The following is a 26,693-nucleotide window of genomic DNA, read 5'->3' as shown; positions in this document are numbered from 1 at the left end:
GGTCTTCGAGAATGGGGCGCGTATGACGATAAGGTCAGCGCGTCCCGAGGACGCTGCTTTCATCGCACGAACCATCCTGCACTCGATGCGCGGCTGCCGGCCGCGGGGCTGGTTCGACGTCGCGCTTGGCTGGCCGGAAGCGGAGTGCCTCGATTTCATCGCACGCGTCGCCGTCGCACGCGCGGTGTCGATGTGGCATGTGTCGCAGTTCCTGGTCACCGAAATCGATGGCAAGCCTGCTGCTGCACTTTGCGCCGTGCCTGCGGCCGGCACCGGACCTGCGGCCTGGCGCGCGCTCGAAGAGGTCGGTTTCTCAATTGGGCTCACGGCGTCAGAGCTGGACGCCATCCGCCGGCGCGGCGCCTATTCGCGGACTTGCTGGGTCCAGGGCGGCGAGGGCGACTGGATGATCGAGCATGTCGCGACCGACCCTGCCTATCGTGGCCGCGGCCTGATGCAGGCGCTGATCGCGCACGCGCTGGACAAGGGGCGGGCGGCCGGGTTTGCCCGGACGACGATATCGTTCCTGATCGGCAACGAGCCCGCCGAGCGCGCCTACGCCAAGGCCGGATTTGTCTTTGCGGAGGAGAAACGCGATCCCGCGTTCGAGACGATCATCGGAGCTCCAGGCTTTCGCATGTTCGCGCGCGCGATTTGACGTGTCCGTAGCCCGCATGAGCGAAGCGATATGCGGGACCTTCCCGGGTGTCGCTTCGCTCACCCGGGCTACGCGGCGATAATCTTGGCTATGACCTCACCGCCCACACCTTGCTCCACCGCGCCGACACGCTCGCGACCCAGGAGGTCTCCTCGCGCACCAGGCGGAAGCCGAGATTGGCGGGCGGCACGCCCTGGGCGCAACCGCCGGCGCGGGCGTCGCGGATGAAATCGGTGACATAGGCGCGGTGGGCGCCCTCGGCGACACGCACGCCGCAGTTCACCGTGGGTCGGCCGGCATTGCCGGCGGCGTCGACGCGCGAGCGCACGAAGCAGGTCGAGGTCCACTCCCAGACATTGCCGGCGAGATCCTCGACGCCGTGCTCGTTCGGGCCGAACTTGCCGAAGGGATAGGCAGTGGTGTCGGAAAGATCGCGTTCGGACTCGCGCTCATAGCGGCTGATCCAGCGCTTTGAAGGATCGTCGGCATCGACAGCGACGCCGTCGTCCTTGAATCTGGAGCCCGCTGCAAAGGCCCATTCCGCATCGCTCGGCAGGCGGTAATGGTGGCCTGTCTTGCGCGACAGCCAGCCTGCATAAGCCTCGGCATCGTGCCAGTTCACCTGCACCGCGGGACGATCGGCAGCGACCGTGACGTCGCGATCGAGCGCGCGGCAGGCGCCCTCCTGCACACAGAGCTGATAATCGGATGAGGAGACCTGATTTCGCATGATGTGCAGCGGTCGGTCGACGCGCATCGCGCGCAGCGGCGCCTCCGCCTGCTGCCCGCCGCGCGTGAAATCGCCGGCCTCGCGATAGGACAGACTGCCCGGCGCGACCCTGACGATCGCTGGCTCCGTCGCGGTGCCGCGGACCGTCATGTTCGAAACCAGCGGCGCCATCGCGATCGGTCCGGCGAGCCCGGCGGCGCAGGCGAGGGCCAGTTTGAGCTTGAATGCGATCAGCATGGTCATTCCCCGAAGAAAGAAGGGGCCGGTGATGACCGGCCCCTTGTCGCGTTTAGTTGGTGTTGGCAGCCGGTATTTCGGCGGGGGCCTTCACCTGCATCATCAGATCATCGTTCCACTTGCCTTCGACCTTGAAGTGCGCGGTGGCGCCGAGGTCGGCGGCTTCGATCAGGTTATGCGTGACGTAGGCGTAGATGCCGGGCTGCTGGAATTTGTACAGCGCGGCTCCCGCCGATCCGCCGCGGATGAACCAGGTCTCGAGCCCGACTTCCGGCGCATTGCCGAACTTGCCGGTCTCCCAGACGTAGTCGCCATGGCCGCCGATCAGGTGCGGACGGCTGTCGCGGTTGGCTTGCGAATGCACGATCAGCACGTTCTCGCCGACATTGGCCGTCAGCGCGTTCTTGCCGGTCAGCGCACCGGCCTTGCCGTTGAACACGACATGGGTCGGGATCAGCTTCTTCATCACCTCTTCGGTCTCGGTGAAGGCCTCGCCAGGCGATTCGTAGGACTTGAAGTTGCCTTTCTCGTCGCGGGGCACGTACATGTCCTGCTCGCCGATGTAGTAGACCTTGTCGTATTTCAGCGCGCGGCCCTTGCCGTCGTTGAGGCCGTCACGCGGCAGCACCATCACGGCGCCGTTCATGCCGGAGACGACGTGCCAGGGGATCATCGGGCCGCCCGGGGCGCAATGGTAGACGAAGACGCCGGTCTTGGTTGCCTTCCAGCGCAGCACGACTTGCTCGCCGGGATTGACCAGAGTGAGCGCGCCGCCACCGAGCGCGCCGGTCGCGGAATGGAAGTCGATGTTGTGCGGCATGGAGTTGGTCGCAGGATTGACCAGCGTCGTTTCGACGTAGTCGCCCTCGTGCACGACCATCAGCGGACCCGGCATAGAACCGTTGAAGGTCATGGCCTGGAAGGTGGTGCCCTTCTCGTCGATGACGACCTTCTTCTCCTCGATCGTGAGTTTGAACTCGATGATCTTGGGGCCTTGCTTGGTCGCCTGCTCGTGCGCATGCACGAACGGCGGAGCGACCAGCTCTACCTTTTGACGCGGCAGTTTGAGATCGTCGCCAGCCAAAGCGGGGGTCGCCAGCATCAGAGCTGTCGCGGCGGCGCCGATCAATGCGACTCTGCGGGTGAACATCGGAAGCATCCTTCATCTGGAAAGGTTTTGATGACGGATGCAGTGTGCGCCTATCTCGGCAAGAGTGTTTGCGCTGCGACAAGGTTTTGCCGGATTCGGCTCCGCTACAGTACTTAGGTGCCTTAGCGGAGCAGAATCGGCGACACGACGTTGACGGCATCCTTTGGCGTGATGCGGATGTCGAGGCCGAGCGACCAGCGGCCTGACAGCGGTGCCGACATTCTGACGCGCCACTGATCGTTACCGACGCGTTCGGCGTTTGCGGTGATCGGCGCCACGCCATGCTCGGGATTGCCGAGTGTGACCGCGACCGCATCGGCACTCAGCGGCAACTCGTTCGCATCTTCGAGCTGGATCGCGATCTCGACCGGACCGGCGCGCCCGGGCGAGACCGTGACGTTGGCCATGGCTTTTTCTGCATGGAGATGCGTGAAGAAGCTCTCGTCCGCGTCGGATGTCGCGGCGGCAGGGACCGCCGCCTGCTCCGCGCGATGCGCAGGCTCTGCGGCCGCCGTGGTCGCCATGCTTTCGGGAGCCTGTGCGCCGATGGCCTGCACGTCCAGCGTCACTTTCACCGCGCCGGCGTGCTCGAACGACAGCGTCACGGGCATCTGGTCGCCGGCATGAAGCGGCACATCGAGACCGATGAACATCAGGTGTCCGCCGCCGGGCGCAAGCGTTACGATCTGTCCGGGAGCGATGACAAGTCCCCTGTCGAGCGCGCGCATGGTCATGACACCGTCGTTGACGGTCATCTCGTGGATCTCTGTTCGAAGCGCATGCGCGGCCGATGCGGCCTGCAGTCGCTCCGGCGCGCGGCCCCGGTTCTCTATCGTCAGATAGCCGCCGGCGACCCTGGCTCCGCCGGGCGTCGCCCGGCTCCAGGCCCTGGTGATGACGAGGTCGCCGCTGGTCGTGTCGGCCGCGAAGGCCGGCACCCCGGCAAGGCATGTCAGGACGACCGCGCCGGCGAATGCACGCTTGGATGAGATCATGGTCGAGGCCTTCGCGAAGACGCCACTAGACGAGAGATGTGGCAAGCCAGACCGTTGCCCAGATCACCAGTGACAGCACGACGAAGATGGCGATGGCTGCGGCCAGAGCGCGCACGGTGCCGGCCGGGGCCGCTGCGAGCGGGGCCGGCCGGAAGTCGTCGAAACGCGGGATATGGCCGCGGACGTCGAGCAAGGAAAGAAGCAGTTCGAGTGCGAGAAGCCTCATGGGCAAACGCTCCGGATGGCGTGCGAATTGGCATGATCATGGCCCCGAAATGGCCGCTGCGCTTTGCGCGAGCGCAATGTCTGCGGCACCCCCGGCCGACTTTGCGCAAGCGCAAGGTCACCCCCTCGGATCCGAGGTAGTGGGGTGTATTCCGTGATTTGCCGTGGTCTGCACACGGCGGAAATTTACGAATGGGTAAGACATGAGAGCTGATCTTGCGGCGAGCTACGGCGAAGAACGATTGCCACGCTACACGAGCTATCCGACCGCGCCGCATTTTTCCACGGCGGTCGGATCGGACGCCTACGCCAGTTGGCTGGCGGAGCTGCCGGCGGGCGCCAGCGCGTCACTCTATCTCCACGTGCCGTTCTGCCGCGAGATGTGCTGGTATTGCGGCTGCCATACCCAGATCGTGCGCCGCGACGAACTGATCGCCGGCTATCAGCGCACGCTGCGCAACGAGATCGAGCAGGTCGCCGAAACCATCGGTCGCCGCATCAAGGTGGAGCACATCCATTTCGGCGGCGGCACGCCGACGATCATGCAGCCGGAAGCCTTCGCCGAATTGATGGCGACGATGCGCCAGAAGTTCTTCGTGCTGCCCTCGGCCGAGATCGCGGTCGAGATCGATCCCCGCACATTGACCGCCGACATGGTCGATGCCATGCGGCTCTCCGGCGTCAACCGCGCGAGCCTTGGCGTGCAGAGCTTCGATCCCGTGGTGCAGCGGGCGATCAACCGCGTGCAAAGCTTCGAGCAGACGGCTTCCGTGGTCGACATGCTCCGGCGCGCCGGCATCGAGGGACTCAATTTCGACCTGATCTACGGGTTGCCGCACCAGACCGTCGCGTCGTGTCTGGATACCGTCCGGCGCAGCCTCACGCTCGCGCCCGACCGCTTCTCCGTGTTCGGCTATGCTCATGTGCCAAGCTTCAAGAAGCACCAGCAGATGATCAACGAGGCTGTGTTGCCGGACGGCCTCGCGCGCCACGACCAGGCCTGCGCGATCGCGAATGCACTGAAGGAGGCCGGTTACGTGCAGATCGGGCTCGATCATTTCGCGCGGCCCGGCGACTCCATGGCCGTGGCCTTTGAGGAACGGACGCTGCGGCGCAATTTTCAGGGCTACACCACTGACAAGAGCGAAGTCCTGCTCGGTTTCGGCGCCAGCGCGATTGGGCATTTGCCGCAGGGTTACGTCCAGAACGAGGTGCAGATCGGCGCCTATGCGCAGAGCATTGCCGCCGGCCGTCTCGCCACCGCCAAGGGCTATGGGCTCACCGACGACGACCGGCTGCGCGCCGACATCATCGAACGCATCATGTGCGAGTTCAGCGCCGATCTCGACGACATCTGCGCGCGCCATGGCGCGGAGGCGGCGGCGATGCTGAACTCGGCGGCACGTCTGAAGCCACTGGTCTCCGACGGCATCGTGAGGTTGGACGGCAACCGCCTCGCAGTCGCAAAAGATTCCCGCTTCCTGGTCCGCAGCGTCGCGGCCGCGTTCGACGCGCATCTCAATCCGGCGAAGCAGCTGCACAGCCGGGCTGTGTAGCTGGTCATTCCGGGCCGCGCGAAGCGCGAGCCCGGAATCCATTCCTCCATGTCATCCGCTGCACGATGGATTCCGGGCTCGCGCCAAAAGGCGCGCCCCGGAATGACGGCGGAGGAACGGGCAACAGCTTGCGCTCCAACAAAGAAACTCAGGTCACCTCCGTTATCGTCGTGTCGGAACGGAGTTGCCCATGTCTTTCGGATCCGACGATCTGGTCGATGACATCATGCGTACCGCGCCGCACACGATCCGCGTGTTTCTGGCCTTCAGGATGGCTTGTGTCGGTTGCCCTATCGCAACCTTCCACACGGTGGATGATGCCTGCCGCGAGCATGGCATCGACCGCGACAAATTCCTCGCCGCGTTGTGCGATTGCGTGCCGGCGTGAAGCAGTCTCGAATTCGCGCGGGCGCGCGCGGATTCCCGGGTGAGGGACGGCTTTCGCCGTAAGCGGAAGCGCCCCTCACCCCTATCTCGATCCCTATCCTGGTCCCTATCTTGGGCGGAGACGCCCCGGTGCGGCTGTGTCACGCCGCGCCGCTGTCGGCGCTCCGCTCTGCCAACACGACGATCCTGTGCGGATCGCGCAGGATGATGCGCTGACGGCCGCTCTCGACGAGGCCTTGGCTCTCCCAGCCGCTCAGGATGCGGCTGACGGTGTGCAGCGTGGTGCCGGTCATCTGCGCGATGTCCTGGCGGCTGATCGGGAAGTCGATCTCGATGCCGTGGTCGAGCTTCTTGCCGGACTGTTTGGCGAGACGCAGCAGCGCATGGGCGACGCGCTGCTCGACCTGCTGGGTCGACATTTCCAGGATGCGGGTGTGGCTCTCCTGGAGGCGCGCGCCGACGGTCTGGAGCGTGTTGGCGGCCAGCGAGGGAAATCGCTCGACCAGCCGCGGCCAGGCCGAGGTTGGCCATATCAGCACCACGCTGTCATCGACAGCGATCGCGGTCGCCGGATACTGCACGGCTCCGATCGCCATGGCGAGCCCGAACGTTTCGCCGGGCGCGACGTAGCGGACCACGATCTGCTCGCCGGTCGGCGTGGTCTTGGCCGCGCGGACATGGCCGTGCAGCAGCAGGAAGAAGGACTGCGCATCCGCCCCCTGCTCGAAAATGGCGCTGTTCTTGGGATAGCGCGCCGAACGGGCCTCACGCAGGATCTCATCCAGAGCTTCCGGCGTGACCCCGGCAAACAGCGGCAAATGCGCAACCAGCGATGTGTCGACCTTGGCCATTCTGCCTCCTTGGCATCAGGGAGTGTGATGGCACCTGCAATCGTCCGATAGTTTGCGATAGCGCAAAACGGGATGGCTGAGTGGCAGTATTTTTCCAGACAACGGACTGAATTTTATTGGAGTTGACCCCATGGCTGGCGCCCGATCCCGCAACTTTGAGGGCTGGCCGCTGTTTGCGAACAGTTTTCGGCCCTTTTTCCTGCTCGGCGCGATCCAGGCGGGGCTATCGATCCTGGCCTGGCTGCCGATGTTCTACGGTGAATTGTCGGTGAGTTCCGCATTCGCGCCGCGCGACTGGCACGTCCACGAGATGCTCTATGGCTTCCTGCCGGCTGTCATCACCGGGTTCCTGTTCACGGCCATCCCGAATTGGACCGGGCGGCTGCCGATCCAGGGCACCTCGCTTGGGGCTTTAGTGATGGTCTGGCTTGCCGGGCGTATCGCGGTGACGTTGTCGGCCGATACCGGCTGGGCGTTTGCGCTTCTCGTCGATGCCGCCTTCCTGGCGCTGGTCGTCGCCGCCGCGGCGCGCGAGATCATCGCAGGCGGCAACTGGCGCAACCTGCCCGTGGTGGCGCTGGTGTCCGTTCTGCTCGCCGGCAACGTCGCTTTTCATCTCGAGGCGCACTACCAGGGCGCGGCCGATGTCAGCATCCGCGTCGGCATCGGTGTGGTCATGCTGCTGATCTCGCTGATCGGAGGCCGCATCATTCCGAGCTTCACCCGCAACTGGCTGGTCAAGTTCAATCCCGGCCGCCTGCCGGTGCCGTTCGGACGCTTCGACGGCGCAGTGATCGGATGCAGCGCGCTCGCGCTCGTCTTCTGGATCGTGGCGCCGCTGAATGTCGTCACCGGTGTCCTGATGGCGCTGGTCGGCGGGCTGCATCTGGTGCGGCTTGCGCGCTGGGCCGGTGATCGCACGTTTGGCGAGCGACTGCTGGTGATCCTGCATATTGGCTACGTCTTCGTGCCGCTCGGCTTCATCCTGCACGCCGTCGCTGTTTTCGGAGCGCTGCCGCCAAGCGCCGGCATCCACGCCTGGATGGCGGGCGCGGCGGGAACCATGACGCTGGCGGTGATGACCCGCGCGAGCCTCGGCCATACCGGACAGGCGTTGACCGCTTCGCCGGCGACGCAGGCAATCTATGCTGCGATCATCATCGCGGCCCTGGCCCGGGTCGCCGCCGTGGTGTTGCCCGCGCATAGTGATGTGTTGTTGCACATCGCCGCCTGCGGTTGGCTCGTCGCGTTCCTCGGATTTGCCGTCGCGTTCGGCCCGCTGCTCGCCGGCAGCCGGCGGCGTGCCCTCGCCACGATGGGCGTGCCTGCTCCGGCGCGCTGAACTCAAGCTGCGGTCGCCGAGGGCGCATCGGGCGGCGGCGTCGGAGGCCGCACGCCGTTGCGCCAGTCGGTTATGGTGCAGCCGAACCGGCCGCGGAACCAGCGCGCCATGGCGCTTTGCGCGGAGAAGCCGAGTTGCACCGCGATGTCAGCCAACGGCCGGCCAGGGTCCTCGATCAGCTGGATCACGAGATCGGCACGTTGCACATCCAGGATGGCCGAAAAGCTGGTGCCTGAGGCAGCGAGGTGGCGGTGGATGGTGCGGCGGGTGCAGGCAAGATGCTCGGCCACGCGCTCGACCGTACAGTCGCCGCCGGCGAGCAAGGTCCGTACGACCTCGTCGACCTTCCCCTCCCAGCTTGCGGGCCGGGTTTCGATCGCCTCGATCCGCTTGCGCAGATAGCTTGCGATCAGCGGATGCGCGCTCGGGATCCGGCGCTCCATGTCGCGCGCCGAGAGCAGGATCGCATCGTGCTCGGCGTTGAAGGTCACGCGGCAGCCGTAAAATTCGCGGTAGCGCTTGCGATCGCGCGGCGGCGGGTAATGCAGCTGGACCTCCTGCGGCCGCCAGTCTTGGCCATGCAGCGATTGGATGATGCGGTGGATGCTGCCGAGCGCCATGTCGATCGCCTGGCGCGGCGCGCTCGGCCGCCTGCCGCGCAGGTGCAGCGTGACCGTCACGATCTGCCGGTCGCGCGCAACATCCAGCCGCATGCCGTCATGATGGATGTGGATGAAGCGCGAAAATGCGTCGATCGCCTCGCCGACAGTCGCCTGTTCGCGCACGATCAGGCCGACCGCACCGAAATTGGTCAGGCCGCCGCGCTCGGCGAGACGCAAGCCGAAATCTTCGGCGCCGGAGGTCTCCGCCGACAATTCGAGCAGACGGCGCAGGCCTGCGACGGCAATGGGCGTATCGGGCTTGTCGAGGCAGGCCAGCGGCAGCCTGGCCTTGCGCATCATCTGTTTGGGATCGAGCCCGACCGACCGGGCGATTTCCGGATAATAGCTCAAGCCTGCGCTGCGAACGAGGTCGGTCATGCGAACCGTTCCTGCCAGCCATTCCCGCAGATGTCCCGAAATGTAAAATTTCTGTCTCGATCCGTCAAATCCAGGAACCGGCCGGAACATACATAGGGGAAACCGAAGCACTGGCGTGAATGCTGTGCTCACGACGACGCGGCAGGGCGATGCGGCCCGCTTTCCGTCTCGGACCCATTTGACCAAGACATTGCTGGATCGGGATTATGCCGGGGAACATGCTTTCCAAGGGCGAGGTATTCGTCATCGACACCGACGCTGCCTCCCGCGAACAACTTTCGACCGCGCTCCAACAGAGCGCCTATGACGTGATCTGCTTCGCTGACGGTGCCTCACTCCTGTCCGAAGCAAAGGCACGCATGCCGGCCTGCGTGCTGATGGAGCTGCCACCCGATCGCTCCGGCCTCGACATGCTCAGGCGCCTGCGCGAGGAAAATTGCATGGCGCCTGTGCTGGTGACCTCGGCGAATGGCAGCATCGCCATGGCGGTCGACGCCATCAAGAGCGGCGCGACCGACTTCATCGAAAAGCCTTTCCGCACCCACGACATCATCGGCCGGATCGATGCCGCCATCGACGAATTCGCGCAGCCCGGCACGAGCCGGCAGCGCTGGCTGCCCGGCTGCGAGCCCTTGACCGAGCGTGAGGGCGACGTGCTCGAGCACCTCGCGGCCGGCCTGACCAACAAGGAGATCGCCCGGCGCATGCATCTGAGCGCACGGACCGTCGAGGGCTATCGCGCCGGCGTCCTGAAGAAGGCCGGGGCCAAGAACGTGACCGATCTGCTCCGCCGCATCTTCGGCCAGGGGTAGCCCACCCAGGCCTGAGGCCTGCCGCGGGCGATACGTTCCGCAGCCTTGGTGCCGCCGCCGCGGCGCCCCACGGAAACCCCAATCGAACCAGTTCCTTCCCTGCCGCGTCCAACCATGTTGGCGAGGCATTTGATCGCGCGCGTCCGGCTGGCGGCGCGGCGATACGGCAGGAGGGACTTCATGCGCATCACCGCAAGATATTTGGCAACGACAAGCCTGGTTCTGGTCACCATGGCTGCGGCCTCGCCATCATGGGCCGCCGATTTGGACGCTACATCGGCGATCGATACGGTCACGGTACCCCGATGGCGCCACCGTCACCCGCGTCATCACGGTCGACCTGCCGTCCGGGGATTCGACCCTGGTCGCCAAGGATTTCCCGCTTGGTCTCGATGCCTCCTCCATCCGGGTCGAGGGTGAGGGCGGCGCAAAGCTCACCATCGGCACGATCGATGCGCGGGCGCCTCGCGCCGCGCCGGTCAATCTGCCCGAGCTGGAAAAGCGCATCGAGGCCTTGAACGATCAGCGCGCCGATTTGCAGGGCGCGATCGACTCGGCGAATGCGCGGCGCAAGTTTGCGGAGCACTTTGCGGAAACCTCTCCCGCGGGGATCGGCGACAAGGGTGAGGCGCGGCCGATCGCCGAATGGCGCGCGGCCTTTGCTGCGGTCGGCGAAGAAATTGCGAGCGCCGACACCGTCATCCGCGATGCCACGCGCAAGACGCGGGAAATCGACCGGCAGATCGCCCAACTCGAGGTCGAGCGCAAGGCCAAGCCGCCGAGCAAGCTCGAGGTTCGCATGGACGTTGCCGCGACTGCTGCGACGAAGGCGACGCTGCGCGTGACTTACGCCGTGCGCAATGCGCGCTGGATGCCGCTCTATGACGCTCGGCTCGACACCGGCGCCAAGGATCGCAAGCCGCAGCTCGAGCTGATCCGCCGCGCCGAGATCACGCAATCGACCGGCGAGGATTGGTCCAACGTGACGCTCGGCGTCTCCACGACCCGCATCAGCCGCGGCGGCATTGCGCCGGAGCTGCATTCGCTGGTCGCGCAATATCCACAGGTGCCGAAGCCGCTGGCAGCAGGTTCGGTCTCCGATCTGGCGCGGCCCGCGCCGGTTCTGCGACAGATGCAATCGCCAGCGATGGCCAAGATTGCGGAAGCGGCCGAGCCGCGCGAACGTGCCGACGAGCAGCAGGCAATTGCCGAGATCGGGGACTTCCAGGCGACGTTCAAAATTCCCGGCCGCGTCAGCCTCGGCGCCGCCGAGGGCGCCAAGAGCCTGCGGATTGCAGCGATGACGGTGCCCGCCGACCTCGCGGTCCGCGCCGCACCGGTGCTGGACCCGACCGCCTTCCTCGAAGCCAGCTTCAAGCAGACCGATGACACGACGCTGCTGCCGGGCAAGGTCGCGATCTACCGCGACGGCGTCTTTGTCGGTCGCGGCAAGCTTTCCGCTTCCGCCAAGGACGACATCGTCCGCCTCGGCTTCGGCGCCGACGACAAGGTGAGAATCGAGCGCGCGGTGCTCAAGCGCAATGAGGGCTCGGCCGGTCTCCTGGTCACGACGTCGAAGACCGACGAGCGCACGTTCAAGACCACCATCCGCAACGGTCATGATTTCCCGATCAAGGTTGCGATCGAGGATCAGTTGCCGGTCAGCGAGAGCGAGGACATCGTCGTCGAAATGCTGCCCGCGACCACGCCGCCGACCGCCAGCAACATCCGTGACCGCCGCGGCGTGCTGGAATGGTCGTTCGACGCCAAGCCGGGCGAAGTCAAGGATATCAACTTCGCCTGGCGCATCCGCTGGCCGAAGGACAAGAGCATGGTGATCGTCCCGGCGGGGTAGGCTGTTCGCCCCAAACGAGATGCGCTTCCTCTCCTTGCGGGGGAGGGAGCGCACCTTCATCGTGGCGGCGGCGCCGCCTGCATCGACTGCGGAAGCACGTAAGGCACGCCGTCGTCGCCTTGATGGACAACGGCATCGATCTCGAAGATCTCGCGGATGGTTTCGCGGGTGACGACATCCGCGCGCGAGCCATCTGCGGCGAGCCTGCCGCCAGCCAGCACGGCCAGCCGGTCGGCGAAGCGGATCGCGAGATTGAGGTCGTGCAGGATCGCGATCACGGCCGTGCCGCCGGCCGCACGGCGGCGGGCGGCTTCGACGAGGTCGATCTGGTGGCGCAGATCCAGGCTCGAGGTCGGCTCGTCCAGCAGCAGGAGGCCCGGGCCGTGCTCGGCTTCGCCGCAGGCGAGCTGCACCAGCACGCGGGCGAAATGGGCGCGCTGCTGTTCGCCGCCTGATAGAGTCGGCAGTTGCCGTTCGCGGAAATGGGCGAGCCCAACCTCGTCGAGGGCCGCGTCGGCGAGCGCGCCTGCTTCACGCGCGCTGCGCTCGCCCGCGCCCATCAGCACGATCTCCTCGACGGTGAAGGGGAAGGTGACGTTGATGTGCTGCGACAGCATCGCGCGGCGCGCGGCAAGCTCGCGCGGCCTAAAGCTGCCGATGTCACGCTGTTTCAGGCGCACCGCACCCTCGTTCGGGCGGAGATCGCCGGAGAGCAACCGCAGCAGCGTCGACTTGCCGGCACCGTTCGGGCCGATGATCGCGACCATCTCTCCGGCCGCAACCGTCAGGTCGACGCCATCGAGCAGCGTCGCGCGGCCGGCGCGCTTGCTCAAGCCGCGCGCCTCGATCACGGCGCTCATAGCGAGGCGAGCCCGCGCTGCCGCAGCAGGATGAAGAGGAAGACCGGCGCGCCGACCGCTGCGGTCAGGATGCCGATCGGCATCTCCGCCGGCGCCACGATGGTGCGCGCCAGCGTGTCGGCGCCGACCATCAGGATCGCGCCGAGCAGGACCGAGGCCGGCAGCAGCAGTCGATGCGCAGGTCCAATGACGAGACGGAGCAGATGCGGCACGACGATGCCGACGAAGCCGATGACGCCGCTGATCGACACCGCGACGCCGGTCATGGCGGAGACCATGACGATCGAGATTCGCTTGAGACGCTCGACGTCGACGCCGCCGTGAAAGGCGTCGGCCTCGCCGAGCACCAGAAGATCGAGGCCGCGCGCGATGAAGGCACAGGCGCCAAGCCCGATGATGAGGATGGGCGCCAGCATGGCGGCCTTGGTCCAGGTCGCCCCGCTCATCGAGCCCAGCAGCCAGAACGTGATGTCGCGGAGCTGGCGGTCGTCGGCGACGAACACCAGCAGCCCGATGCCGGCATTGGCGATGGCGGTGATGGCGACGCCGGCCAGCAGGAAGACCGCGATCGAGGTGCGTCCCGAGCGGCTCGAGATGCCGTAGAGGATCGCGGTCGTGGCCAGCGATCCCGCGAATGCCGCGAGCGGCAGGAGCTCGGTCTGGAGGAAGCGCAGCGTCTCGCCGAAGCGCGAATCGGTGAAGACGATCGCACTTGCGGCTGCGAGCGCGCCGCCGCTAGAGACACCGACCAGCGCGGGATCGGCGAGCGGATTGCGAAACAGCCCTTGCATGATCGCGCCGGCGGCCGCGAGCAGGCCGCCGACCATCGCCGCCGCCGCGATCCGGGGGACGCGGATCGACCACAGCACGAGCTGGTCGCGGGCCGTCATGGCCGTGCTTTCGCCTGATAGCCCCAGTGCAGCAGGCAGGCGGGAGAGGGGAATGCCGGCGGCGCCGAAGCTCAGCGCCACGATCGCGGCGACCGCGAGCAATGCGATCAAGAGAGGAATTGCGAGCGATGCGGACCGCCGCCGCGCGTTGGCGCGTCGTTCCGTGCCGCGCGCTTCCATGCCGATCGCCACGCTCATTGCCGGCAATTCGCCGCCGACAGCGCCGAGGTGAAGGCAGCGCCCGGTTCGGCCAATCCCGGATAGAGTTTCACCGAAAGGTCGCGCGCCGCCGCCGCCGTCCGTGGCCCGAAGCCGAGCAAATAGAGCCCGTCCATGGTGATGAGGCTCTTGTTGGCCACGACCGGCGTCAGGGCGAAGCCGGGATGGGCATAGATCGCGTCGGCCTGCAGCGAGTCCTTGCCGCGCTCGATCGACAGCACCACGTCGGGACTTGCCGCCGCGATCGCCTCGTCACCGATGATCTTGTAGCCGTCGAAATCGTCGACGGCATTCGCGGCGCCGGCGAGCTGGATGATCTCGTTGGCCGCGGTCTTGTGGCCGGCGACCATGGCGCGCCCGTTCTGGAGCGACATCACGAATATCACGCGCACCGGCTTGGTCACCTTGGCGCGCAGGGCGCGCAGCTGGGCAAAATCGGCGCCGACCGCGGCGCTCAGGCACGCGGCGCGTGCGTCGACACCCATGGCGTGGCCGACCAGTCTTATCTTCTCGATCAGTCCGTCCTCGGAGAAGGTGTCGGGCACCAGCACCAACGGCACTTTCGCCGTTTCCAGGATCTCCATGGTCGCGTGCGGGCCCGAGCCCTGAATCGCCAGGATCAGGGTGGGATTGAGACCCAACACGCCTTCGGCGGAGATCTGGCGCATGTAGCCGACATTGGGTTTGTCTTGCAGCGCCGCCGCTGGATAAAGGCTGGTGGTGTCGACGCCGACCAGCCGGTTCTCGAGCCCGAGCGCATAGATGATCTCTGTGATGGCGCCGCCGATCGAGACCGTGCGCGCGAAGTCGGTCACGGCGACGTCGCGATTGCGCGCGTCATGCACGGTGATGCCGGCGGCGTGCGCGGCAGAGGCGAGCGCGATCGTGCTGGAGAGCAGGAGGCTTGCGAGGGTGCGACAAAATGTCATTACAGGTTACTTCGTCAGGATCAGCTTGTTCTGCGAGGTCAGGCGAAGCCGATAGCTGTCCTCGCCGTGCGCGATGATGATCTCGCGCTCGACCGCAAACAGCTCGCGACTGTCGATCCGGCTCCCACGCATGGTGAGGGTTCGCGTTGTCGCAGAAGGGCTTCCTGCCGACCCCGCCGCGTCGCCGCTGCTGTCTCCTGATGTTGCCGACATGTTGGGTGTGATGCGCTTTCGAAACTCTGGAGTGCTGCTTGTTTGTATAAGCGGCACGAAGCGCATTCCAACGGCCGCAATTTACAATCGATATAAACTGCAAGCTGATGTCATTGACCGTCAGAGTGTTGCCACGTAACCAATTATGGCGGCGGGGTGACTTGCCCGCGTCTCGAGAAAATCAGCCAGCCAGTCGTTCGCGTTGCGAACGCACGCCAGCCAAACGACCTGAAAAAATAGAGTGAAGTGCAGGCTGGGGCTGATATGGCTGACGGGGCTAGGTATTCGCGCGCCTTGATTTTGGGCGCGTCGGTGGTTTCATTTGCGGCAATGACGACGGAGAGCGGTCTTGCGCAGACCGCCGCGCCGCAGGCCGAAAGTGCGTCGACGGAACGGCCGAGGCAAGCCAGGCGCAAGCCGACCAAGCCGCTGGTCGCGCAACAGGCAGCGCCGGAGGTCCTCAACGCCCGAGCCCAGGCCGGCGGCACCGCGCCGGTTCAGACGCTCGACACCATCACGGTCGCTGCAACGAAAACCAAGGAGCGCGCGATCGATGCGCTCGCGCCGGTCAGCTCCATTTCGCTCGACCAGATCCAGGGTCTTCAGCCGAACCGGCTGTCGGGCATCTTCTATGCCGTACCCGGCGTGTCGTTCCAGGAACGCGGCGACGATCCCGCGACCGTCATCAACATCCGCGGCCTGCAGGATTTCGGCCGCGTCGCCGTGGTCGTCGACGGCGCGCGGCAGAATTACCAGCGCACCGGCCACAACGCCAACGGCTCCTTCTTCCTCGATCCCGAATTGATCGGCGGTGTCGACGTCGTGCGCGGTCCGACCGCCAACATCTACGGCTCCGGCGCAATCGGCGGCCTGGTCTCGTTCCGCACCAAGGACATCGACGACGTGCTACGTCCTGGCGAGCGCTGGGGCGTCGATCTCTCCGGCTCCTACGGCTTTAACAACAATCGCGGCCTCGGCTCGGTCTTCGGCGGCGTGCGCGCCACGCCCGACGTCGATATCTTCGGCGGCGCGGTCTATCGCACCCAAGGCAATTACAAGGACGGCAACGGCACCGAGATCGGCAACACCGGCAACCAGGTCGAGGCCGGGCTGATGAAGCTCACGGTGCGGCCCGCGATCGGCCACGAGGTCAAGTTCGGCGCCGTCTTTCAGGACTACCAGTACGATGTCGGCCAGTTCAACCGCGGCCCGGTCGCGACGGCGGCGCAGCGCGCGCTGTATCAGGGCTCGTCGGTCTATGCGTCCGACACCAAGAACTACACCGGAACGGTGACCTGGAACTATTCGCTGCCGAGCGACAATCTGTTCGACTCGCACATATCGGTCTACGGCAATCGCACCGACAACGACCAGACCAAGACCTATCACTACTCGACATCCGGCGCGGCCTATTGCGGCGCCGGCAATGTCGGCAACAACATCTCCGGCTGTGTCGGCGACAAGCGCGGCTATGTCCTCGATACGTTTGGCTTCGACGCCAACAACACCACGCGCTTCAACGTCGGCGACTGGCGCAATGCCGTGACCTACGGCGTCGACGCATTCCAGGACGACGTCATCACGACCGACAGCCGCGGCAATTCCAACATCACCACGCCGGGCGGTATCCGCACCGTGTCGGGCGGCTTCATTCAACTGAAACAGAACTACAACACCTGGTTCGAGGCGGTGAGCGCGATCCGCTATGACCGTTACAATCTGCAGTCCGGCGGTACCAATGCGAGTGGCGATCGCTTCTCGCCCAAGATCACCCTCGGTGTGACGCCGGTCCCGGGCTTCCAGCCTTATGTCAGCTACGCCGAAGGCTATCGCGCCCCATCGATCACCGAGACGGTGATCTCCGGCGCGCACGCAACCGGTGGCGGACCGGCCTTCTTCCCCTGTCCTGACGGCACTGTTGGCCTGTTCTGCTTCCTGCCCAACCCGAACCTCCGTCCTGAGGTCGGCAAGAACAAGGAGGTCGGCTTCAATCTGAAGTACGATAACATCTTCAGCGCCAATGACTCGTTCCGCGGCAAGATCAATCTGTTCCGCAACGATGTCAGCGATTACATCGACCTCGTCGCCTCGGCGCGGGTCGCGGTGCCACCGTTCGGCTCTTTCAGCCAGTTCTACCAGTACCAGAACATCGCCAATGCCCGCATCCAGGGTTTCGAGGCGGAGACGATGTACGATGCCGGCAGCTGGTTCATCGGTGTCGCCGGTCATTACATCCAGGGCAAGAACGCTGTCACCAATGTCGGGCTCGCGACCATCACCCCGCGCAAGGTCGTCACGACCGGTGGCGTCCGCCTGCTCGATCGCACCCTGATCCTGTCGGCGCAATGGGCCTCGTTTGGTGCCAACAACGATGTACCCGTCGGCTATCTGCCTGCGACCGGCTACGAGCTGGTCAATTTGTACATGACCTACAATGCGACCAGGGACATCGTGTTCACGGCTTCGATCGACAATCTCTTGAACCAGTACTACCGGCCTTACGCCATTCCCGGCAGCTCGACCGACGGCACGTCGCAGAACGACGTGCTGTGGTCAGCCCCGGGACCGGGCAGGGTCTACAAGGCCGGCATGAAGATTCATTTTGGAGGTGCGTAGCCGCCAGCTTCGCAGCACCACATCTCCGCCGGGCCGCGCTGATGCTCCAGCGCGGCTTCGGCGTGTTTCGTTTTGATCAGAAGGAGAGACTTTGATGTTCATCGCCATGAATCGTTTCCAGGTGAAGAAGGGCGCGGAGACCGCGTTCGAAACCGTCTGGGCCACCCGTGAATCCTATCTTGGCAGCGTGCCGGGCTTCGTCGAGTTTCACCTGCTGAAGGGCCCTGAGGCCGACGACCACACGCTCTATTCGTCGCACACCACCTGGGTCGACAAGGCGGCGTTCGAGGCCTGGACGCGCTCGGACCAGTTTCGTCGTGCCCATGCCCGCGCCGACAACTCGACCGGCGAGAGCCTGTATCTCGGCCATCCCAAGTTCGAAGGCTTTGAGGTGATCCAGAGCGAGCGCAAGGCCGCGGCCGCCTAGATTGCAATGGCAGAGGAGCCGGACATGTTGAGCACCGATCTTGCCGATCTCAGGGCCCATATGGCCGACAATCCGAGCGCGGTGATCGAGGACGTTGCGCGCCAGCGCAAGGTCACCCCGCGCAGCGTGATCGAGGCGCTGCCATCCTCCATGGTGCATATTGGCGGCGGCGCGCATTTTGCCGCCGCCATGCAGGACATCGCGGAGTGGGGCGAGGTCACGCTGATCGTGCACACCGATGACGCGATATTCGAGTTCACGGGCGCCATTCCCGCGGGCGAGATCGGCCGCGGCTACTTCAACCTGATGCAGCCGAAGGGTCTGCACGGCCATCTTCGCCACGAGCGCTGCGCGGGCGTCGCCTTCGTCGAGCGCCCGTTCATGGGCAAGTCGTCGGCCTTCGTCGCGTTCGTGAACGCCGACGGCGGCATCATGTTCAAGGTCTTCGTCGGTCGCGACGAGACAAGGGCGCTGCGGGCTGATCAGCTGGCGCGGTTCCGGCAGCTCGCGGCCCGGATCGCGGCGCAGCCGGCTGCGTAGCTTTCTTTTGTTGTCGGGAGATCAGGATGCAAGGCAAGTCCAGGCTTCGGCAAATGGTCGTTGCAATCGCGCTGGCGCCGACACCGGCCTTCGCGATCGACGAAGCCCTGTTACCGCGCAATCTGTCGCCCTGGGGCATGTTCGTCAGCGCCGACATCATCGTGAAGACGGTGATGATCGGGCTCGCCGTCGCCTCGCTGGTGACATGGACGGTGTGGCTCGCCAAGACCATCGAGCTGCGTCGCAAGGGTGCACTCGCCTTGCGGCGGACGCGCGCGCTCGAAGGCAACATGACGCTGGCCGAGATATCGTCACGGGCCGGTGACGCGCGCGACGCCGTCGCCCAGCTGATCCAGTCCTGCGCCAGGGAAGCCGAGCTCTCCGGCGGCATCCTCGACGACGGCCTCCAGGAGCGGGTGGCGCTGCGGCTCGAGCGGGTGGAGGCGGCAATGTCCAGACAGATCGCGCGCGGCACCGGCGTGCTCGCGACCATCGGCGCCACTGCGCCTTTCGTCGGCCTGTTCGGTACCGTCTGGGGCATCATGAACGCCTTCATCGGCATCTCCGAGAGCCACACCACCAGCCTCGCGGTGGTCGCGCCGGGCATCGCGGAGGCGCTGCTCGCCACCGCGCTCGGCCTCGTCGCGGCGATCCCGGCGGTGGTGATCTACAATCATCTGGTCCGCGGTATCGCCAATTACCGCGCGCTGCTCGGCGATGCCTCGGCGCAGCTGATGCTGCTGGTCAGCCGTCAGCGCGACCACAGGGAGTTCCGCCTGGCGCGGGCGGCGGAGTAGGCTCATGGCTGCGAAGCTCGGCGCGCGCGGGGGATCTCCGCTCAAGCGCGGTGACCCGGATGATCTCGACGTCGTCAACGAGATCAACGTCACGCCGTTCATCGACGTGATGCTGGTGCTGCTGATCATCTTCATGGTGGCAGCCCCACTCGCCACCGTCGATATCGGTGTCGAGCTGCCCGCGACCGCAGCCGAGCCGGCGCCGCGGCCGGACAAGCCGACCTTCGTGACGGTGAAGCCGGATCTCACAATTGCCGTTGGCGAGGACACGATGGCCCGCGACGGTCTCGCCGCCGCCCTCGATGCCGTCATCAAAGGCCGTAAGGACGAGCGCATTTACCTGCGCGCCGACAAGGCCGTCTCCTACGGCGACCTGATGGAGGTGATGAACACCCTGCGTAACGCCGGCTACCTCAAGGTCGCCCTCGTCGGCCTCGACGGACGCAACTGATGGCCGCAAACGCCTTTGCCCTGCATGAGCCGCTTCGAGAGCGCGAGACCGCGCGCTGGGGCGCATCGGCGGCGGTGATCGTGGCGTTGCACATCGCCGCCGCACTGCTGGCGATGAATTGGATCAGGTCGCAGCCCGAGCAAGGTGTCAACATGCCGGCGATCCTCATCGACATGACGCCGGAGACATCGGCGCCGCCGTCGACACCGCTCGATATCGCGCCGGGCCCCGTGATGGAGCAGGCGGATGCGTCGCCGCCGGAGCCGATGCAGCAGCAGGCCGTTGAAGAGACGATCGCGCCGACGCCGCCGCAGGAAAAGCCGGACGTGGTTGCGCCGCCGGAGCAGAAGCTGGAGCCGGCTCCGCCGAAGCCCGAGCCGGTGCAAGTCGCGCCCGTGGAGAAGCCGGCACCGGCAAAGCCTCGGGTGGTACGTCCCGATGCTCGGAAGCCGTCGGATGCGCCGCCCGCGCCGCGCACCAGCGCGCCGCCACGTGCCGAGCGCCAGGCTCCGCTGGCATCCGCCGTGAGTGCCGGCTCAGTTGCTTCGGCGATGGCAACCTATTATCAGCGCGTGCGCGCGCACCTCATGCGCTTCCACCAGTATCCGACGAGTGCGAATGGTCAGAGGGGCGTGGTCAAGCTGAGCTTCACGCTCGGCCGTGGCGGTCAGGTGCTGTCCAGCCGCCTCGGGGGCTCTTCGGGTGTGGCGGTGCTCGATGCCCAGGCCATGGCCATGGTGCGTCAGGCCCAGCCATTCCCGCCGGTGCCGTCCGAAATCAATTATGCGACGATTCCCATCAACGTGGGCGTCGCGTTTGGTAATTGATTTGCGACGAACTCCTCCCCCGCGCGAAGCGGGAGAGGAGCATAGCGTCAGCCTATTTCGCCTTCAGGAAGTCCGCGACTTCGAGCAGCATGAACTCGTCGTCGTCGGCCTTGTTGGGATCGCGGCTGGAGGAGAACGGCAGATTGTTGTCGTTGCCGACGATGATGTGGGTGTCGTCGACGCGATCGACGTTCTCGATGGTGAAGAACGGGAAGGTGTAGACGCCGTCGTTGAGCGGCTTCCTCGCCTTCTTGTCGGGATCCCTGATCTTCATCAGGTCGATATAGCCGATCTTGCGCACGGGCTTGCCGACATTGGCTTCGGTGAGCTCGATCTTGTAGATGCGCTTGAACTTGGCGAGATCCGGAAAACAGGTCTCGCCGCGGGTGCCTTGCGGGCAGGCCTTGTCGGCGGTGCCTTCGCCGTTGTCGCGCTCGATGATGAGGCCGGAGGCCTGATCGATCATGTTGAAATCGCCGATGGCGTTGCCGTTCTGCTCGAACACATACTGCCAGTAGCGGCCGGTGAATTTTTCCGCGGCGACGTCGAATTCGAGGATGCGGGAGGCTTCCTTGCCGTCGACCTTCTCCCAGTCCTTTTTCTCAGCATCCCACAGCGGTCCCTCGAGCAGGCCGTAGAGGAATTTGCCGTCCTTGGAGGACGCAAAGCCCTCATAGCCCTTGGAGCGGCGGAGGTTGACGTTGGTGTAGGTTGCGCCCGGCGCGCCCGGCGTTGCCACGGCCCAATTGTCCGGCGACCGCACCGGCTTGCCGTCGGCAACCGTATCGAACACGGCCAGGATCTTGCCTGACTTGTCGGCCTTCAGGATGTAGGGGCCGAACTCGTCGCCGATCCAGAAGGTATCGCCGATGATCTGGAAGCCTTCGGTGTCGAAGTCGGAGCCGGTGAGATAGCGCCTCTCGGTGTCCTCGTGCACGATGCGGAACGGGACCTTTTTGTCGGGGTCGTGCAGGAAGATCGTCTCCTGACGATCGATCTTGCCGCTCGCCCAATCCATCTTGTAGCGGTTCAAATACAGCATCGAATCCGGCGAGTTGGCGCGCGCGCCCATGCCGTTGTCGGTGATGACCCAGAAGCTGCCATCGGGCATGGTCTTGATGCCGGAATGGCCCTGCAGCGGCTGGCCCTTGAACGGCAGCGACACGCCGGTCGCGCGCTCATAGGACTTGCCCATCACGGTGCCGAGCGCGTCGACCCGCTTGCCGGTGGTGTATTTCCCCGAAGTCTTGAGATCGGCGGGGGCGTCGGCGGGGGCGTCGATGAACGTTGCGGCCGGCATCACCACGTGGCCGGCGAGCTTGGCGGGGAATTCACCTTCGCTCTGCGCGAGCGCTGGGCTCGCGGCGAGAATGATCGTTGCGACGGTGCTGAAAAAAGTCGCGCGCATGTGCGTCTCCTGTTGGCGGACGCACGCCTTATGCTGTCAGCGTGTTGCAGTTTTGTGAAACCGGGCCAAACGCCGCAGCCGCGATCTACTCCTTTACCGCGCCGGTCAGCGAGGACACGTAGTAGTCCACGAACAGCGAGTAGAAGATCGCGACCGGTAGCGATCCCAGCAGCGAGCCAGCCATCAGCGCACCCCACTGATAGACGTCGCCGGTGACGAGCTCGGTCAGGATCGCAACCGGCACGGTCTTGTTGGCGCCGCTCTGGATAAAGGCGAGCGCGTAGATGAACTCGTTCCAGGACAGCGTGAAGGAGAAGATGCCGGCCGAGATCAGCCCAGGCACCGCCAGCGGCAGCGTGATCCGCCGCAGGATCTGGAGGCGTGTTGCGCCGTCCACCAGCGCGCATTCCTCGAGCTCATAGGGGATCGACTTGAAGTAGCCGATCAGCAGCCAGGTGCAGAACGGCACCAGGAAGGTCGGATAGACCAGGACCAGCGCCAGCGGCGAGTCGAACAGGCCGAACTGCACCACGACGGTGGCGAGCGGAATGAACAGGATCGACGGCGGCACGAGATAGGCGAGATAAATGCCAAGGCCCACATAAGGACTGCCGCGGAAGCGCAAGCGCTCGATTGCATAGGCGGCAAGCGTGCTCGCGATCAGGGACAGCGTGGTCGAGCCGATCGCCACCAGCATCGTCGTCTTGAGCCAGCGCGGATAGGCAGTGTCGAACAGCAGATGCTTGATGTGGGCAAGCGTCGGCGAGGAGATCCAGAACGGATTGTGATCCTTGTAGTTCATCAGCTCCGCGTTCGGCTTGAACGAGGTGATCGCCATCCAGTAAAATGGGAACAGCAGGATCAGCACGAAGCAGCCGAGCGGCAGATAGATCATCATCAGCCGCCGCAGCCCGGAATCCCAGGCCATGGTGTCGGGTGCCGCTTTCGCGTCGGCGACGGCGGAGCTTTGCGCGACGGTGTCAGTCATTGGCCTCTCCCTGCTGCCATTTGCGGCGCGCCAGGCCGAAATAGGAGAACAGCGTCGCGAATATCAGGAACGGGATCATCGACACCGCGATCGCCGCACCTTCGCCGAGCTCGCCGCCGGCGATGCCGCGCTGAAACGCCAGCGTCGCCAGCAGATGGGTCGAGTTGACGGGTCCGCCGCGGGTGATGGCGTAGACCAGCTGGAAGTCGGTGAAGGTGAAGATGATCGAGAATGTCATGACGATGGCGAGGATCGGCATCATCATCGGGAAGGTGATGTAGCGGAAACGCTGCCAGGCGCTGGCGCCGTCGAGCATCGCGGCCTCGTAGAGCGAGGGTGAGATGGTCTGCAGACCCGCCAGCAGCGAGATCGCGACGAAGGGAATGCCGCGCCAGATGTTGGCGGCGATCAGCGAGAAGCGCGCCGGCCAGGGCGAGCCGAGGAAGTCGACATTGCCCGACCGCCAGTGCAGCACGTCGACCAGCAAATAGGAGATGATCGAGAATTGCGGATCGTAGATCCACCAGAACGCCAGCGCCGAGAGCACGGTCGGGACGATCCAGGGCAAGAGGATGATCGCACGCAGGATGCTCTTGAACGGAAAATGGTTGTTGAGCAGCAGCGCGAGCCAGAAGCCGAGCGCGAACTTCCCGAAGGTGGCGATGCCCGTATAGACCACGCTGTAGAACACTGCGTTCCACCACAGGGGATCGGTGAGCAGATACTGGAAATTCTCCAGGCCCACGAAGACGCCGCGACGGCCGATCGTGGTGTCAGTGAAGGCGAGCCAGATGCCGAGGCCGAGCGGGTAGGTCAGGAACACCGAGAGCAGCCCGATCGCGGGCGCCAGGCACATCACGATCAGGAACGGCTTGTAGTCGAACAGCCGCACCAGCCAGTTCGGTTGCCGCTGGGCAAGTGCGGGAGAGGAGACTGTCGTCACGGACATTAATGTGTTGTCCTATCGTTGAACGTCACTACATCGTCATTGCGAGCGAAGCGAAGCAATCCAGTCTGTCGCCACGGCTGCAGTCTGGATTGCTTCGTCGCAAGTGCTCCTCGCAATGACGACGGTTCTATCGTCGCGCGTTACCGCTGCCGCCGGAAATACCGCTTGCAGCGCTGCTCGGCTTCCGCGGCGGCGGCCTCTGGCGTGGCCGCACCGGTCGCAACGGACGCGCACATCTGAATGAGCACGTAGTCGGCGCTGACGGCTCCGGTCGCCGTCGAGATCGGGCCCTTGTAGCCGTCATAGTAAGTGCTGTTCATCGTGTCCTTGAACAGCTTCACCTTGGGATCCTGCGACCACACCGCGGCCTCGGCATAGGCGGCGAGCGGCTGCGACCAGTAGCCGGAGTTGGCGTTGAGCCAGGGCTCGTACTGGTCCTTTTCCAGCATGTATTGCAGGAAGGCCTTTGCGGCGTTGGGGTACGGGCTGTGCTTGAACACCATGGCATTGAGGGTCAGGCCCGCCATCGGAGAGACCTTGGCCAGGCCCTTGGGCAGCAGCTGATGCTCGCTGTCCTCGGCGATCGCCTTGGTCGCCGGGTCGTTCTTGAGCGAGAAGTACAGCGAGACGCCGTTGGCGGTCAGGGAGATCTCCTGCGAGGAATAGGCGCGGTTGTTGCTGACGTCGTTCCACGACGGCGTGCCGGCGATGAAGGTCGGGTAGACCTGCTTGACCCAGTTCAGCGCCGCGATGGTCTCCTTGCTGTTGATGACGACATTGCCTTCCTCGTCGAGCAGGGAAGCATTGTGCGACCACAGCGACCAATTGGCGAAGCCGTTGCCATCGCCCTTGGCGTTGCCGAGCGCGAAGCCGGCCGGCTTGCCGGCCTTGTGCAGCTTCTGGCACAGGTCGATGATTCCGGCATGGTCTTCCGGCACCTTGTCGAAGCCGACCGATTGCAGGATCGACTTGCGGTAGATCAGGGGCCCCGCAGTTGCACCGAACGGCAGGCCGATCCAGGCGTCGCTCTTGTTCTTCTTGCCGTAGCGCTGCGCAAGCGGCAGCCAGCCGCCATAGCGCTTGCCGACATAATCGGCGACGTCGGTCAGCTCGATCAGCTTGTCGACGTAGATGTGGGGGGCGTCGGAGAAGCCGATGATGATGTCGGGGCCGGCGCCGGAGTTCGAGGTCACCGCGGTCTGCTGGTTGATGTCCTCCCAGCCGACGAAATCGACCTTGACCTCGACGCCGGTCTCCTTGGTGAACTTTGCTGCATTGGCACGGAACACGTCCTCGTCGGCCTGGACGAAGCGCACCGGGCGCAGCATGCGCAGCGATGCGCCCTTCTCGATCTCGAGCTTGGGTGCCGCCACGTCGGCGGCCTTGATTGTCGATGATGTTGTTTGCGCTGCAGCACCGGTGGCCGCGAGCGTTGCAGCGGATAGGCCCAGCGCCAAGGCATCACGACGTGTGATGTCGTTCCTCATCAGTACCTCCCTATGATGTTCCCTTCCCGGCGTTGATCGCCGGTGAAGGGCCGTTCGGTCGTTGGCGCCTCGGGCGCCGGCCGCCTAGCTGTTCGGCCCGCGATCCATGCTGACGGGTTGCCAGCGGCGGAGCGTGGTGTCTTGCAGCACCGACGGATTGACGCAGCTTACCGGCCACATGCCCTGAAGCACCAGTGACAATTCGTAGCCCACGCGGCGCTTGCGTGCCTCGTCAAACCGTGCCGAGGCCGAGGCGACGTGGGCGGTCAGCGTCACGTTCTCCATGCCGAGCAGGGGATTGTTGTGCGAGGGCGGTTCCTTCTCCAGCACGTCGAGCGCGGCGTGCGCGATCCAGCCCTCCTGCAGCGCCTTGATCAGGCTCTCCTCGTCCACGGTTGCGCCGCGCCCGGTATTGATGAAGATCGAACCCTTCTTCATCTGCCGAAAGTGCTTCTCGGTCAGCATGTGATGCACCTCGGGCCTTGCCGGGGCATGCATCGAGACGAAGTCGGATTGCGACAGCACCTCGTTCAGCGTCGCCGGGATCACGCCGTGGTCGTACATCAGCGTTTCCTGGATGAAGGGATCGTAGGCCATCATGCGCAGGCCGAACGGCGCCGCGCGTTTCGCAACTGCACGCGCGACGCGGCCGAACGAGACGAAGCCGAGCGTCTGGCCCATCAGCCTCGGGACCTTGAGCAGCGCTGGCCGGCCCTCCGCCCAGCGGCCGTCACGCACCATGCGGTCCTGCTCGATCAGGCGGCGGAAGCCGGCGAGCAGCAGCATCATGGCGTGATCGGCGACCTCTTCGATGAAGGTGTCCGGAATGTTGGTGACGGGAATGCCGCGCGCGGTGGCAGCCTTGACGTCGACGCTGTCGACGCCGACTGAGCCGAGCGTGATGACCTTGCAGGTCTGCAAGCTGTCGATGATGGTCTTGGTGATCGGGATGCCCTTGGCATAGATGGCGTCCGCGGTCTTTGCTGCGGCGATGAAGCCGGCCTCGTCGGCGGGAGCCTCGATGATCTCGGCGTCGATCGGATCGAGCGCCTCGCGCTCAAAGGAATAGTCGCTGCCCGCGACCGTGAAGCTCGCGCCCTTCGGCGTCACCACCCTGTATTTCGGCATTTTCTCGCTCCCGATTTGGTTTGTCGGTTCTTGTTGTGACCCGCCTCCGCGGGCGGGCCTTTGCGTCTTTTACGCGAAATCGGAGCGGTCGCGTACAATCGTCGGTTGCCGGTGCGGGGATAAATT

At 65.1% G+C, this 26,693-nt stretch carries 26 protein-coding genes and 1 pseudogene; 12 read left to right on the top strand and 15 right to left on the bottom strand.

Going from position 1 to position 26,693, the window contains the following annotated elements:
* The first annotated feature begins 22 nt into the window (after nt 1–22).
* Nucleotides 23–658 carry a GNAT family N-acetyltransferase gene (locus tag GGD61_RS28420; RefSeq protein ID WP_092254797.1) on the top strand — a complete coding sequence of 212 codons (636 nt, stop codon included), beginning with the start codon at nt 23–25 and terminating at the stop codon, nt 656–658.
* A gap of 88 nt (nt 659–746) precedes the next feature.
* Here the strand turns inward: GGD61_RS28420 and GGD61_RS28415 are convergent, their stop codons facing one another.
* The 4 genes from GGD61_RS28415 to GGD61_RS28400 all read right to left on the bottom strand — a co-directional run bounded on the left by GGD61_RS28415 (nt 747) and on the right by GGD61_RS28400 (nt 3,996).
* A complete protein-coding gene (locus tag GGD61_RS28415) occupies nt 747–1,625 on the bottom strand; it encodes an SUMF1/EgtB/PvdO family nonheme iron enzyme (RefSeq protein ID WP_092254928.1) in 879 nt (292 codons plus the stop codon).
* Nucleotides 1,626–1,677: 52 nt separating this feature from the next.
* Nucleotides 1,678–2,775, bottom strand: a complete 1,098-nt coding sequence (gene nirK, locus GGD61_RS28410) for a copper-containing nitrite reductase (protein ID WP_026201913.1) — start codon at nt 2,773–2,775, stop codon at nt 1,678–1,680.
* Nucleotides 2,776–2,897: 122 nt separating this feature from the next.
* Nucleotides 2,898–3,770: a copper chaperone PCu(A)C gene (locus tag GGD61_RS41485; RefSeq protein WP_092254800.1), complete on the bottom strand. Its 873-nt coding sequence runs from the start codon at nt 3,768–3,770 to the stop codon at nt 2,898–2,900.
* A gap of 25 nt (nt 3,771–3,795) precedes the next feature.
* Nucleotides 3,796–3,996 carry a hypothetical protein gene (locus GGD61_RS28400; RefSeq protein WP_092254803.1) on the bottom strand — a complete coding sequence of 67 codons (201 nt, stop codon included), beginning with the start codon at nt 3,994–3,996 and terminating at the stop codon, nt 3,796–3,798.
* A gap of 202 nt (nt 3,997–4,198) precedes the next feature.
* On the opposite strand from GGD61_RS28400, the gene hemN reads away from it, so the two are divergent.
* Together hemN and GGD61_RS28390 are read left to right on the top strand one after the other, a co-directional pair.
* Entirely contained in the window at nt 4,199–5,551 is a 1,353-nt protein-coding gene (gene hemN / locus GGD61_RS28395) for an oxygen-independent coproporphyrinogen III oxidase (protein ID WP_092254807.1), read from the top strand.
* A 190-nt stretch (nt 5,552–5,741) separates the two neighbouring features.
* Nucleotides 5,742–5,939 carry a DUF1858 domain-containing protein gene (locus GGD61_RS28390; RefSeq protein ID WP_018317839.1) on the top strand — a complete coding sequence of 66 codons (198 nt, stop codon included), beginning with the start codon at nt 5,742–5,744 and terminating at the stop codon, nt 5,937–5,939.
* A 139-nt stretch (nt 5,940–6,078) separates the two neighbouring features.
* On the opposite strand, the gene GGD61_RS28385 is transcribed toward GGD61_RS28390, so the two are convergent.
* Nucleotides 6,079–6,789 carry a Crp/Fnr family transcriptional regulator gene (locus GGD61_RS28385; RefSeq protein WP_018317840.1) on the bottom strand — a complete coding sequence of 237 codons (711 nt, stop codon included), beginning with the start codon at nt 6,787–6,789 and terminating at the stop codon, nt 6,079–6,081.
* A gap of 130 nt (nt 6,790–6,919) precedes the next feature.
* On the opposite strand from GGD61_RS28385, the gene GGD61_RS28380 reads away from it, so the two are divergent.
* Entirely contained in the window at nt 6,920–8,131 is a 1,212-nt protein-coding gene (locus tag GGD61_RS28380; RefSeq protein ID WP_183231679.1) for an NnrS family protein, read from the top strand.
* 2 nt (nt 8,132–8,133) lie between these two features.
* Here GGD61_RS28380 and GGD61_RS28375 read toward each other — a convergent pair whose 3' ends face one another.
* Nucleotides 8,134–9,171, bottom strand: coding sequence for an AraC family transcriptional regulator (locus tag GGD61_RS28375; protein ID WP_183231678.1), 1,038 nt, complete (start codon nt 9,169–9,171; stop codon nt 8,134–8,136).
* Nucleotides 9,172–9,377: 206 nt separating this feature from the next.
* Here GGD61_RS28375 and GGD61_RS28370 point away from each other — a divergent pair, with 206 nt between their 5' ends.
* Together GGD61_RS28370 and GGD61_RS28365 are read left to right on the top strand one after the other, a co-directional pair.
* The gene (locus GGD61_RS28370; RefSeq protein ID WP_092254816.1) at nt 9,378–9,983 is read left to right on the top strand and encodes a response regulator transcription factor; all 606 of its coding nucleotides are present in this window, start codon (nt 9,378–9,380) and stop codon (nt 9,981–9,983) included.
* A gap of 180 nt (nt 9,984–10,163) precedes the next feature.
* Nucleotides 10,164–11,838, top strand: a pseudogene (locus tag GGD61_RS28365) (mucoidy inhibitor MuiA family protein).
* Between the two features lie 56 nt (nt 11,839–11,894).
* Here GGD61_RS28365 and GGD61_RS28360 read toward each other — a convergent pair.
* The 4 genes from GGD61_RS28360 to GGD61_RS40755 are packed head-to-tail and all read right to left on the bottom strand — an operon-like array spanning nt 11,895 to nt 14,949.
* Entirely contained in the window at nt 11,895–12,698 is an 804-nt protein-coding gene (locus GGD61_RS28360; protein ID WP_092254819.1) for a heme ABC transporter ATP-binding protein, read from the bottom strand.
* A complete protein-coding gene (locus tag GGD61_RS28355; RefSeq protein WP_092254822.1) occupies nt 12,695–13,786 on the bottom strand; it encodes an iron ABC transporter permease in 1,092 nt (363 codons plus the stop codon). The genes GGD61_RS28360 and GGD61_RS28355 overlap by 4 nt, the downstream gene beginning before the upstream one ends.
* Entirely contained in the window at nt 13,783–14,736 is a 954-nt protein-coding gene (locus GGD61_RS28350) for a hemin ABC transporter substrate-binding protein (RefSeq protein ID WP_183231677.1), read from the bottom strand. The genes GGD61_RS28355 and GGD61_RS28350 overlap by 4 nt, the downstream gene beginning before the upstream one ends.
* A gap of 6 nt (nt 14,737–14,742) precedes the next feature.
* On the bottom strand, nt 14,743–14,949 hold the full coding sequence (locus GGD61_RS40755; RefSeq protein ID WP_026201916.1) for a hemin uptake protein HemP: 207 nt from the start codon (nt 14,947–14,949) through the stop codon (nt 14,743–14,745).
* A 264-nt stretch (nt 14,950–15,213) separates the two neighbouring features.
* Here GGD61_RS40755 and GGD61_RS28340 point away from each other — a divergent pair, with 264 nt between their 5' ends.
* The 6 genes from GGD61_RS28340 to GGD61_RS28315 all read left to right on the top strand — a co-directional run bounded on the left by GGD61_RS28340 (nt 15,214) and on the right by GGD61_RS28315 (nt 20,607).
* Nucleotides 15,214–17,565 carry a TonB-dependent hemoglobin/transferrin/lactoferrin family receptor gene (locus tag GGD61_RS28340; RefSeq protein WP_183231676.1) on the top strand — a complete coding sequence of 784 codons (2,352 nt, stop codon included), beginning with the start codon at nt 15,214–15,216 and terminating at the stop codon, nt 17,563–17,565.
* Between the two features lie 94 nt (nt 17,566–17,659).
* Nucleotides 17,660–17,992, top strand: coding sequence for an antibiotic biosynthesis monooxygenase (locus GGD61_RS28335; protein ID WP_092254831.1), 333 nt, complete (start codon nt 17,660–17,662; stop codon nt 17,990–17,992).
* Nucleotides 17,993–18,016: 24 nt separating this feature from the next.
* Nucleotides 18,017–18,532 (top strand): heme utilization cystosolic carrier protein HutX, encoded by a 516-nt coding sequence (hutX, locus tag GGD61_RS28330; RefSeq protein WP_092254933.1) that lies wholly within the window; start codon nt 18,017–18,019, stop codon nt 18,530–18,532.
* Between the two features lie 26 nt (nt 18,533–18,558).
* Nucleotides 18,559–19,329: a tonB-system energizer ExbB gene (gene exbB / locus GGD61_RS28325; protein ID WP_092254834.1), complete on the top strand. Its 771-nt coding sequence runs from the start codon at nt 18,559–18,561 to the stop codon at nt 19,327–19,329.
* Nucleotides 19,330–19,333: 4 nt separating this feature from the next.
* Nucleotides 19,334–19,780 carry a TonB system transport protein ExbD gene (gene exbD / locus GGD61_RS28320; RefSeq protein ID WP_018317853.1) on the top strand — a complete coding sequence of 149 codons (447 nt, stop codon included), beginning with the start codon at nt 19,334–19,336 and terminating at the stop codon, nt 19,778–19,780.
* Complete coding sequence (locus tag GGD61_RS28315) at nt 19,780–20,607, top strand: energy transducer TonB (RefSeq protein WP_092254837.1); 828 nt, start codon at nt 19,780–19,782, stop codon at nt 20,605–20,607. Before exbD ends, GGD61_RS28315 begins: the two co-directional genes overlap by 1 nt.
* A gap of 52 nt (nt 20,608–20,659) precedes the next feature.
* On the opposite strand, the gene GGD61_RS28310 is transcribed toward GGD61_RS28315, so the two are convergent.
* The 5 genes from GGD61_RS28310 to GGD61_RS28290 form a co-directional block, all read right to left on the bottom strand.
* The gene (locus GGD61_RS28310) at nt 20,660–22,015 is read right to left on the bottom strand and encodes an esterase-like activity of phytase family protein (RefSeq protein ID WP_092254840.1); all 1,356 of its coding nucleotides are present in this window, start codon (nt 22,013–22,015) and stop codon (nt 20,660–20,662) included.
* Nucleotides 22,016–22,100: 85 nt separating this feature from the next.
* A complete protein-coding gene (locus tag GGD61_RS28305; protein WP_092254843.1) occupies nt 22,101–23,003 on the bottom strand; it encodes a carbohydrate ABC transporter permease in 903 nt (300 codons plus the stop codon).
* Entirely contained in the window at nt 22,996–23,952 is a 957-nt protein-coding gene (locus GGD61_RS28300) for a carbohydrate ABC transporter permease (RefSeq protein WP_092254846.1), read from the bottom strand. Before GGD61_RS28300 ends, GGD61_RS28305 begins: the two co-directional genes overlap by 8 nt.
* Nucleotides 23,953–24,092: 140 nt before the next feature.
* The gene (locus GGD61_RS28295; RefSeq protein ID WP_092254849.1) at nt 24,093–25,439 is read right to left on the bottom strand and encodes an ABC transporter substrate-binding protein; all 1,347 of its coding nucleotides are present in this window, start codon (nt 25,437–25,439) and stop codon (nt 24,093–24,095) included.
* Between the two features lie 84 nt (nt 25,440–25,523).
* A complete protein-coding gene (locus GGD61_RS28290; RefSeq protein WP_092254852.1) occupies nt 25,524–26,567 on the bottom strand; it encodes a C-terminal binding protein in 1,044 nt (347 codons plus the stop codon).
* Nucleotides 26,568–26,693: the final 126 nt, after the last annotated feature.

Source organism: Bradyrhizobium sp. SBR1B (assembly GCF_014198205.1).
In the GTDB taxonomy this organism is placed as follows: Bacteria; Pseudomonadota; Alphaproteobacteria; order Rhizobiales; family Xanthobacteraceae; genus Bradyrhizobium.
The sequence above is the reverse complement of the archived record's forward strand: the minus strand, read 5'-3'. Positions and strand labels throughout refer to the sequence as shown.

What these genes read in the sequence shown, in the direction of transcription:
- GGD61_RS28295 (WP_092254849.1), bottom strand. Translation starts at nt 25,439, where the DNA reads ATGAGGAACGACATCACACGTCGTGATGCCTTGGCGCTGGGCCTATCC.
- GGD61_RS40755 (WP_026201916.1), bottom strand. Translation starts at nt 14,949, where the DNA reads ATGTCGGCAACATCAGGAGACAGCAGCGGCGACGCGGCGGGGTCGGCA.
- GGD61_RS28305 (WP_092254843.1), bottom strand. Translation starts at nt 23,003, where the DNA reads ATGACTGACACCGTCGCGCAAAGCTCCGCCGTCGCCGACGCGAAAGCG.
- GGD61_RS28375 (WP_183231678.1), bottom strand. Translation starts at nt 9,171, where the DNA reads ATGACCGACCTCGTTCGCAGCGCAGGCTTGAGCTATTATCCGGAAATC.
- GGD61_RS28290 (WP_092254852.1), bottom strand. Translation starts at nt 26,567, where the DNA reads ATGCCGAAATACAGGGTGGTGACGCCGAAGGGCGCGAGCTTCACGGTC.
- GGD61_RS28400 (WP_092254803.1), bottom strand. Translation starts at nt 3,996, where the DNA reads ATGAGGCTTCTCGCACTCGAACTGCTTCTTTCCTTGCTCGACGTCCGC.
- GGD61_RS28380 (WP_183231679.1), top strand. Translation starts at nt 6,920, where the DNA reads ATGGCTGGCGCCCGATCCCGCAACTTTGAGGGCTGGCCGCTGTTTGCG.
- GGD61_RS28335 (WP_092254831.1), top strand. Translation starts at nt 17,660, where the DNA reads ATGTTCATCGCCATGAATCGTTTCCAGGTGAAGAAGGGCGCGGAGACC.
- GGD61_RS28370 (WP_092254816.1), top strand. Translation starts at nt 9,378, where the DNA reads ATGCCGGGGAACATGCTTTCCAAGGGCGAGGTATTCGTCATCGACACC.
- GGD61_RS28340 (WP_183231676.1), top strand. Translation starts at nt 15,214, where the DNA reads ATGGCTGACGGGGCTAGGTATTCGCGCGCCTTGATTTTGGGCGCGTCG.
- GGD61_RS28315 (WP_092254837.1), top strand. Translation starts at nt 19,780, where the DNA reads ATGGCCGCAAACGCCTTTGCCCTGCATGAGCCGCTTCGAGAGCGCGAG.
- GGD61_RS28420 (WP_092254797.1), top strand. Translation starts at nt 23, where the DNA reads ATGACGATAAGGTCAGCGCGTCCCGAGGACGCTGCTTTCATCGCACGA.
- GGD61_RS28415 (WP_092254928.1), bottom strand. Translation starts at nt 1,625, where the DNA reads ATGCTGATCGCATTCAAGCTCAAACTGGCCCTCGCCTGCGCCGCCGGG.
- hemN (WP_092254807.1), top strand. Translation starts at nt 4,199, where the DNA reads ATGAGAGCTGATCTTGCGGCGAGCTACGGCGAAGAACGATTGCCACGC.
- GGD61_RS41485 (WP_092254800.1), bottom strand. Translation starts at nt 3,770, where the DNA reads ATGATCTCATCCAAGCGTGCATTCGCCGGCGCGGTCGTCCTGACATGC.
- GGD61_RS28355 (WP_092254822.1), bottom strand. Translation starts at nt 13,786, where the DNA reads ATGAGCGTGGCGATCGGCATGGAAGCGCGCGGCACGGAACGACGCGCC.
- GGD61_RS28390 (WP_018317839.1), top strand. Translation starts at nt 5,742, where the DNA reads ATGTCTTTCGGATCCGACGATCTGGTCGATGACATCATGCGTACCGCG.
- GGD61_RS28310 (WP_092254840.1), bottom strand. Translation starts at nt 22,015, where the DNA reads ATGCGCGCGACTTTTTTCAGCACCGTCGCAACGATCATTCTCGCCGCG.
- exbD (WP_018317853.1), top strand. Translation starts at nt 19,334, where the DNA reads ATGGCTGCGAAGCTCGGCGCGCGCGGGGGATCTCCGCTCAAGCGCGGT.
- nirK (WP_026201913.1), bottom strand. Translation starts at nt 2,775, where the DNA reads ATGTTCACCCGCAGAGTCGCATTGATCGGCGCCGCCGCGACAGCTCTG.
- GGD61_RS28385 (WP_018317840.1), bottom strand. Translation starts at nt 6,789, where the DNA reads ATGGCCAAGGTCGACACATCGCTGGTTGCGCATTTGCCGCTGTTTGCC.
- GGD61_RS28360 (WP_092254819.1), bottom strand. Translation starts at nt 12,698, where the DNA reads ATGAGCGCCGTGATCGAGGCGCGCGGCTTGAGCAAGCGCGCCGGCCGC.
- GGD61_RS28300 (WP_092254846.1), bottom strand. Translation starts at nt 23,952, where the DNA reads ATGTCCGTGACGACAGTCTCCTCTCCCGCACTTGCCCAGCGGCAACCG.
- GGD61_RS28350 (WP_183231677.1), bottom strand. Translation starts at nt 14,736, where the DNA reads ATGACATTTTGTCGCACCCTCGCAAGCCTCCTGCTCTCCAGCACGATC.
- hutX (WP_092254933.1), top strand. Translation starts at nt 18,017, where the DNA reads ATGTTGAGCACCGATCTTGCCGATCTCAGGGCCCATATGGCCGACAAT.
- exbB (WP_092254834.1), top strand. Translation starts at nt 18,559, where the DNA reads ATGCAAGGCAAGTCCAGGCTTCGGCAAATGGTCGTTGCAATCGCGCTG.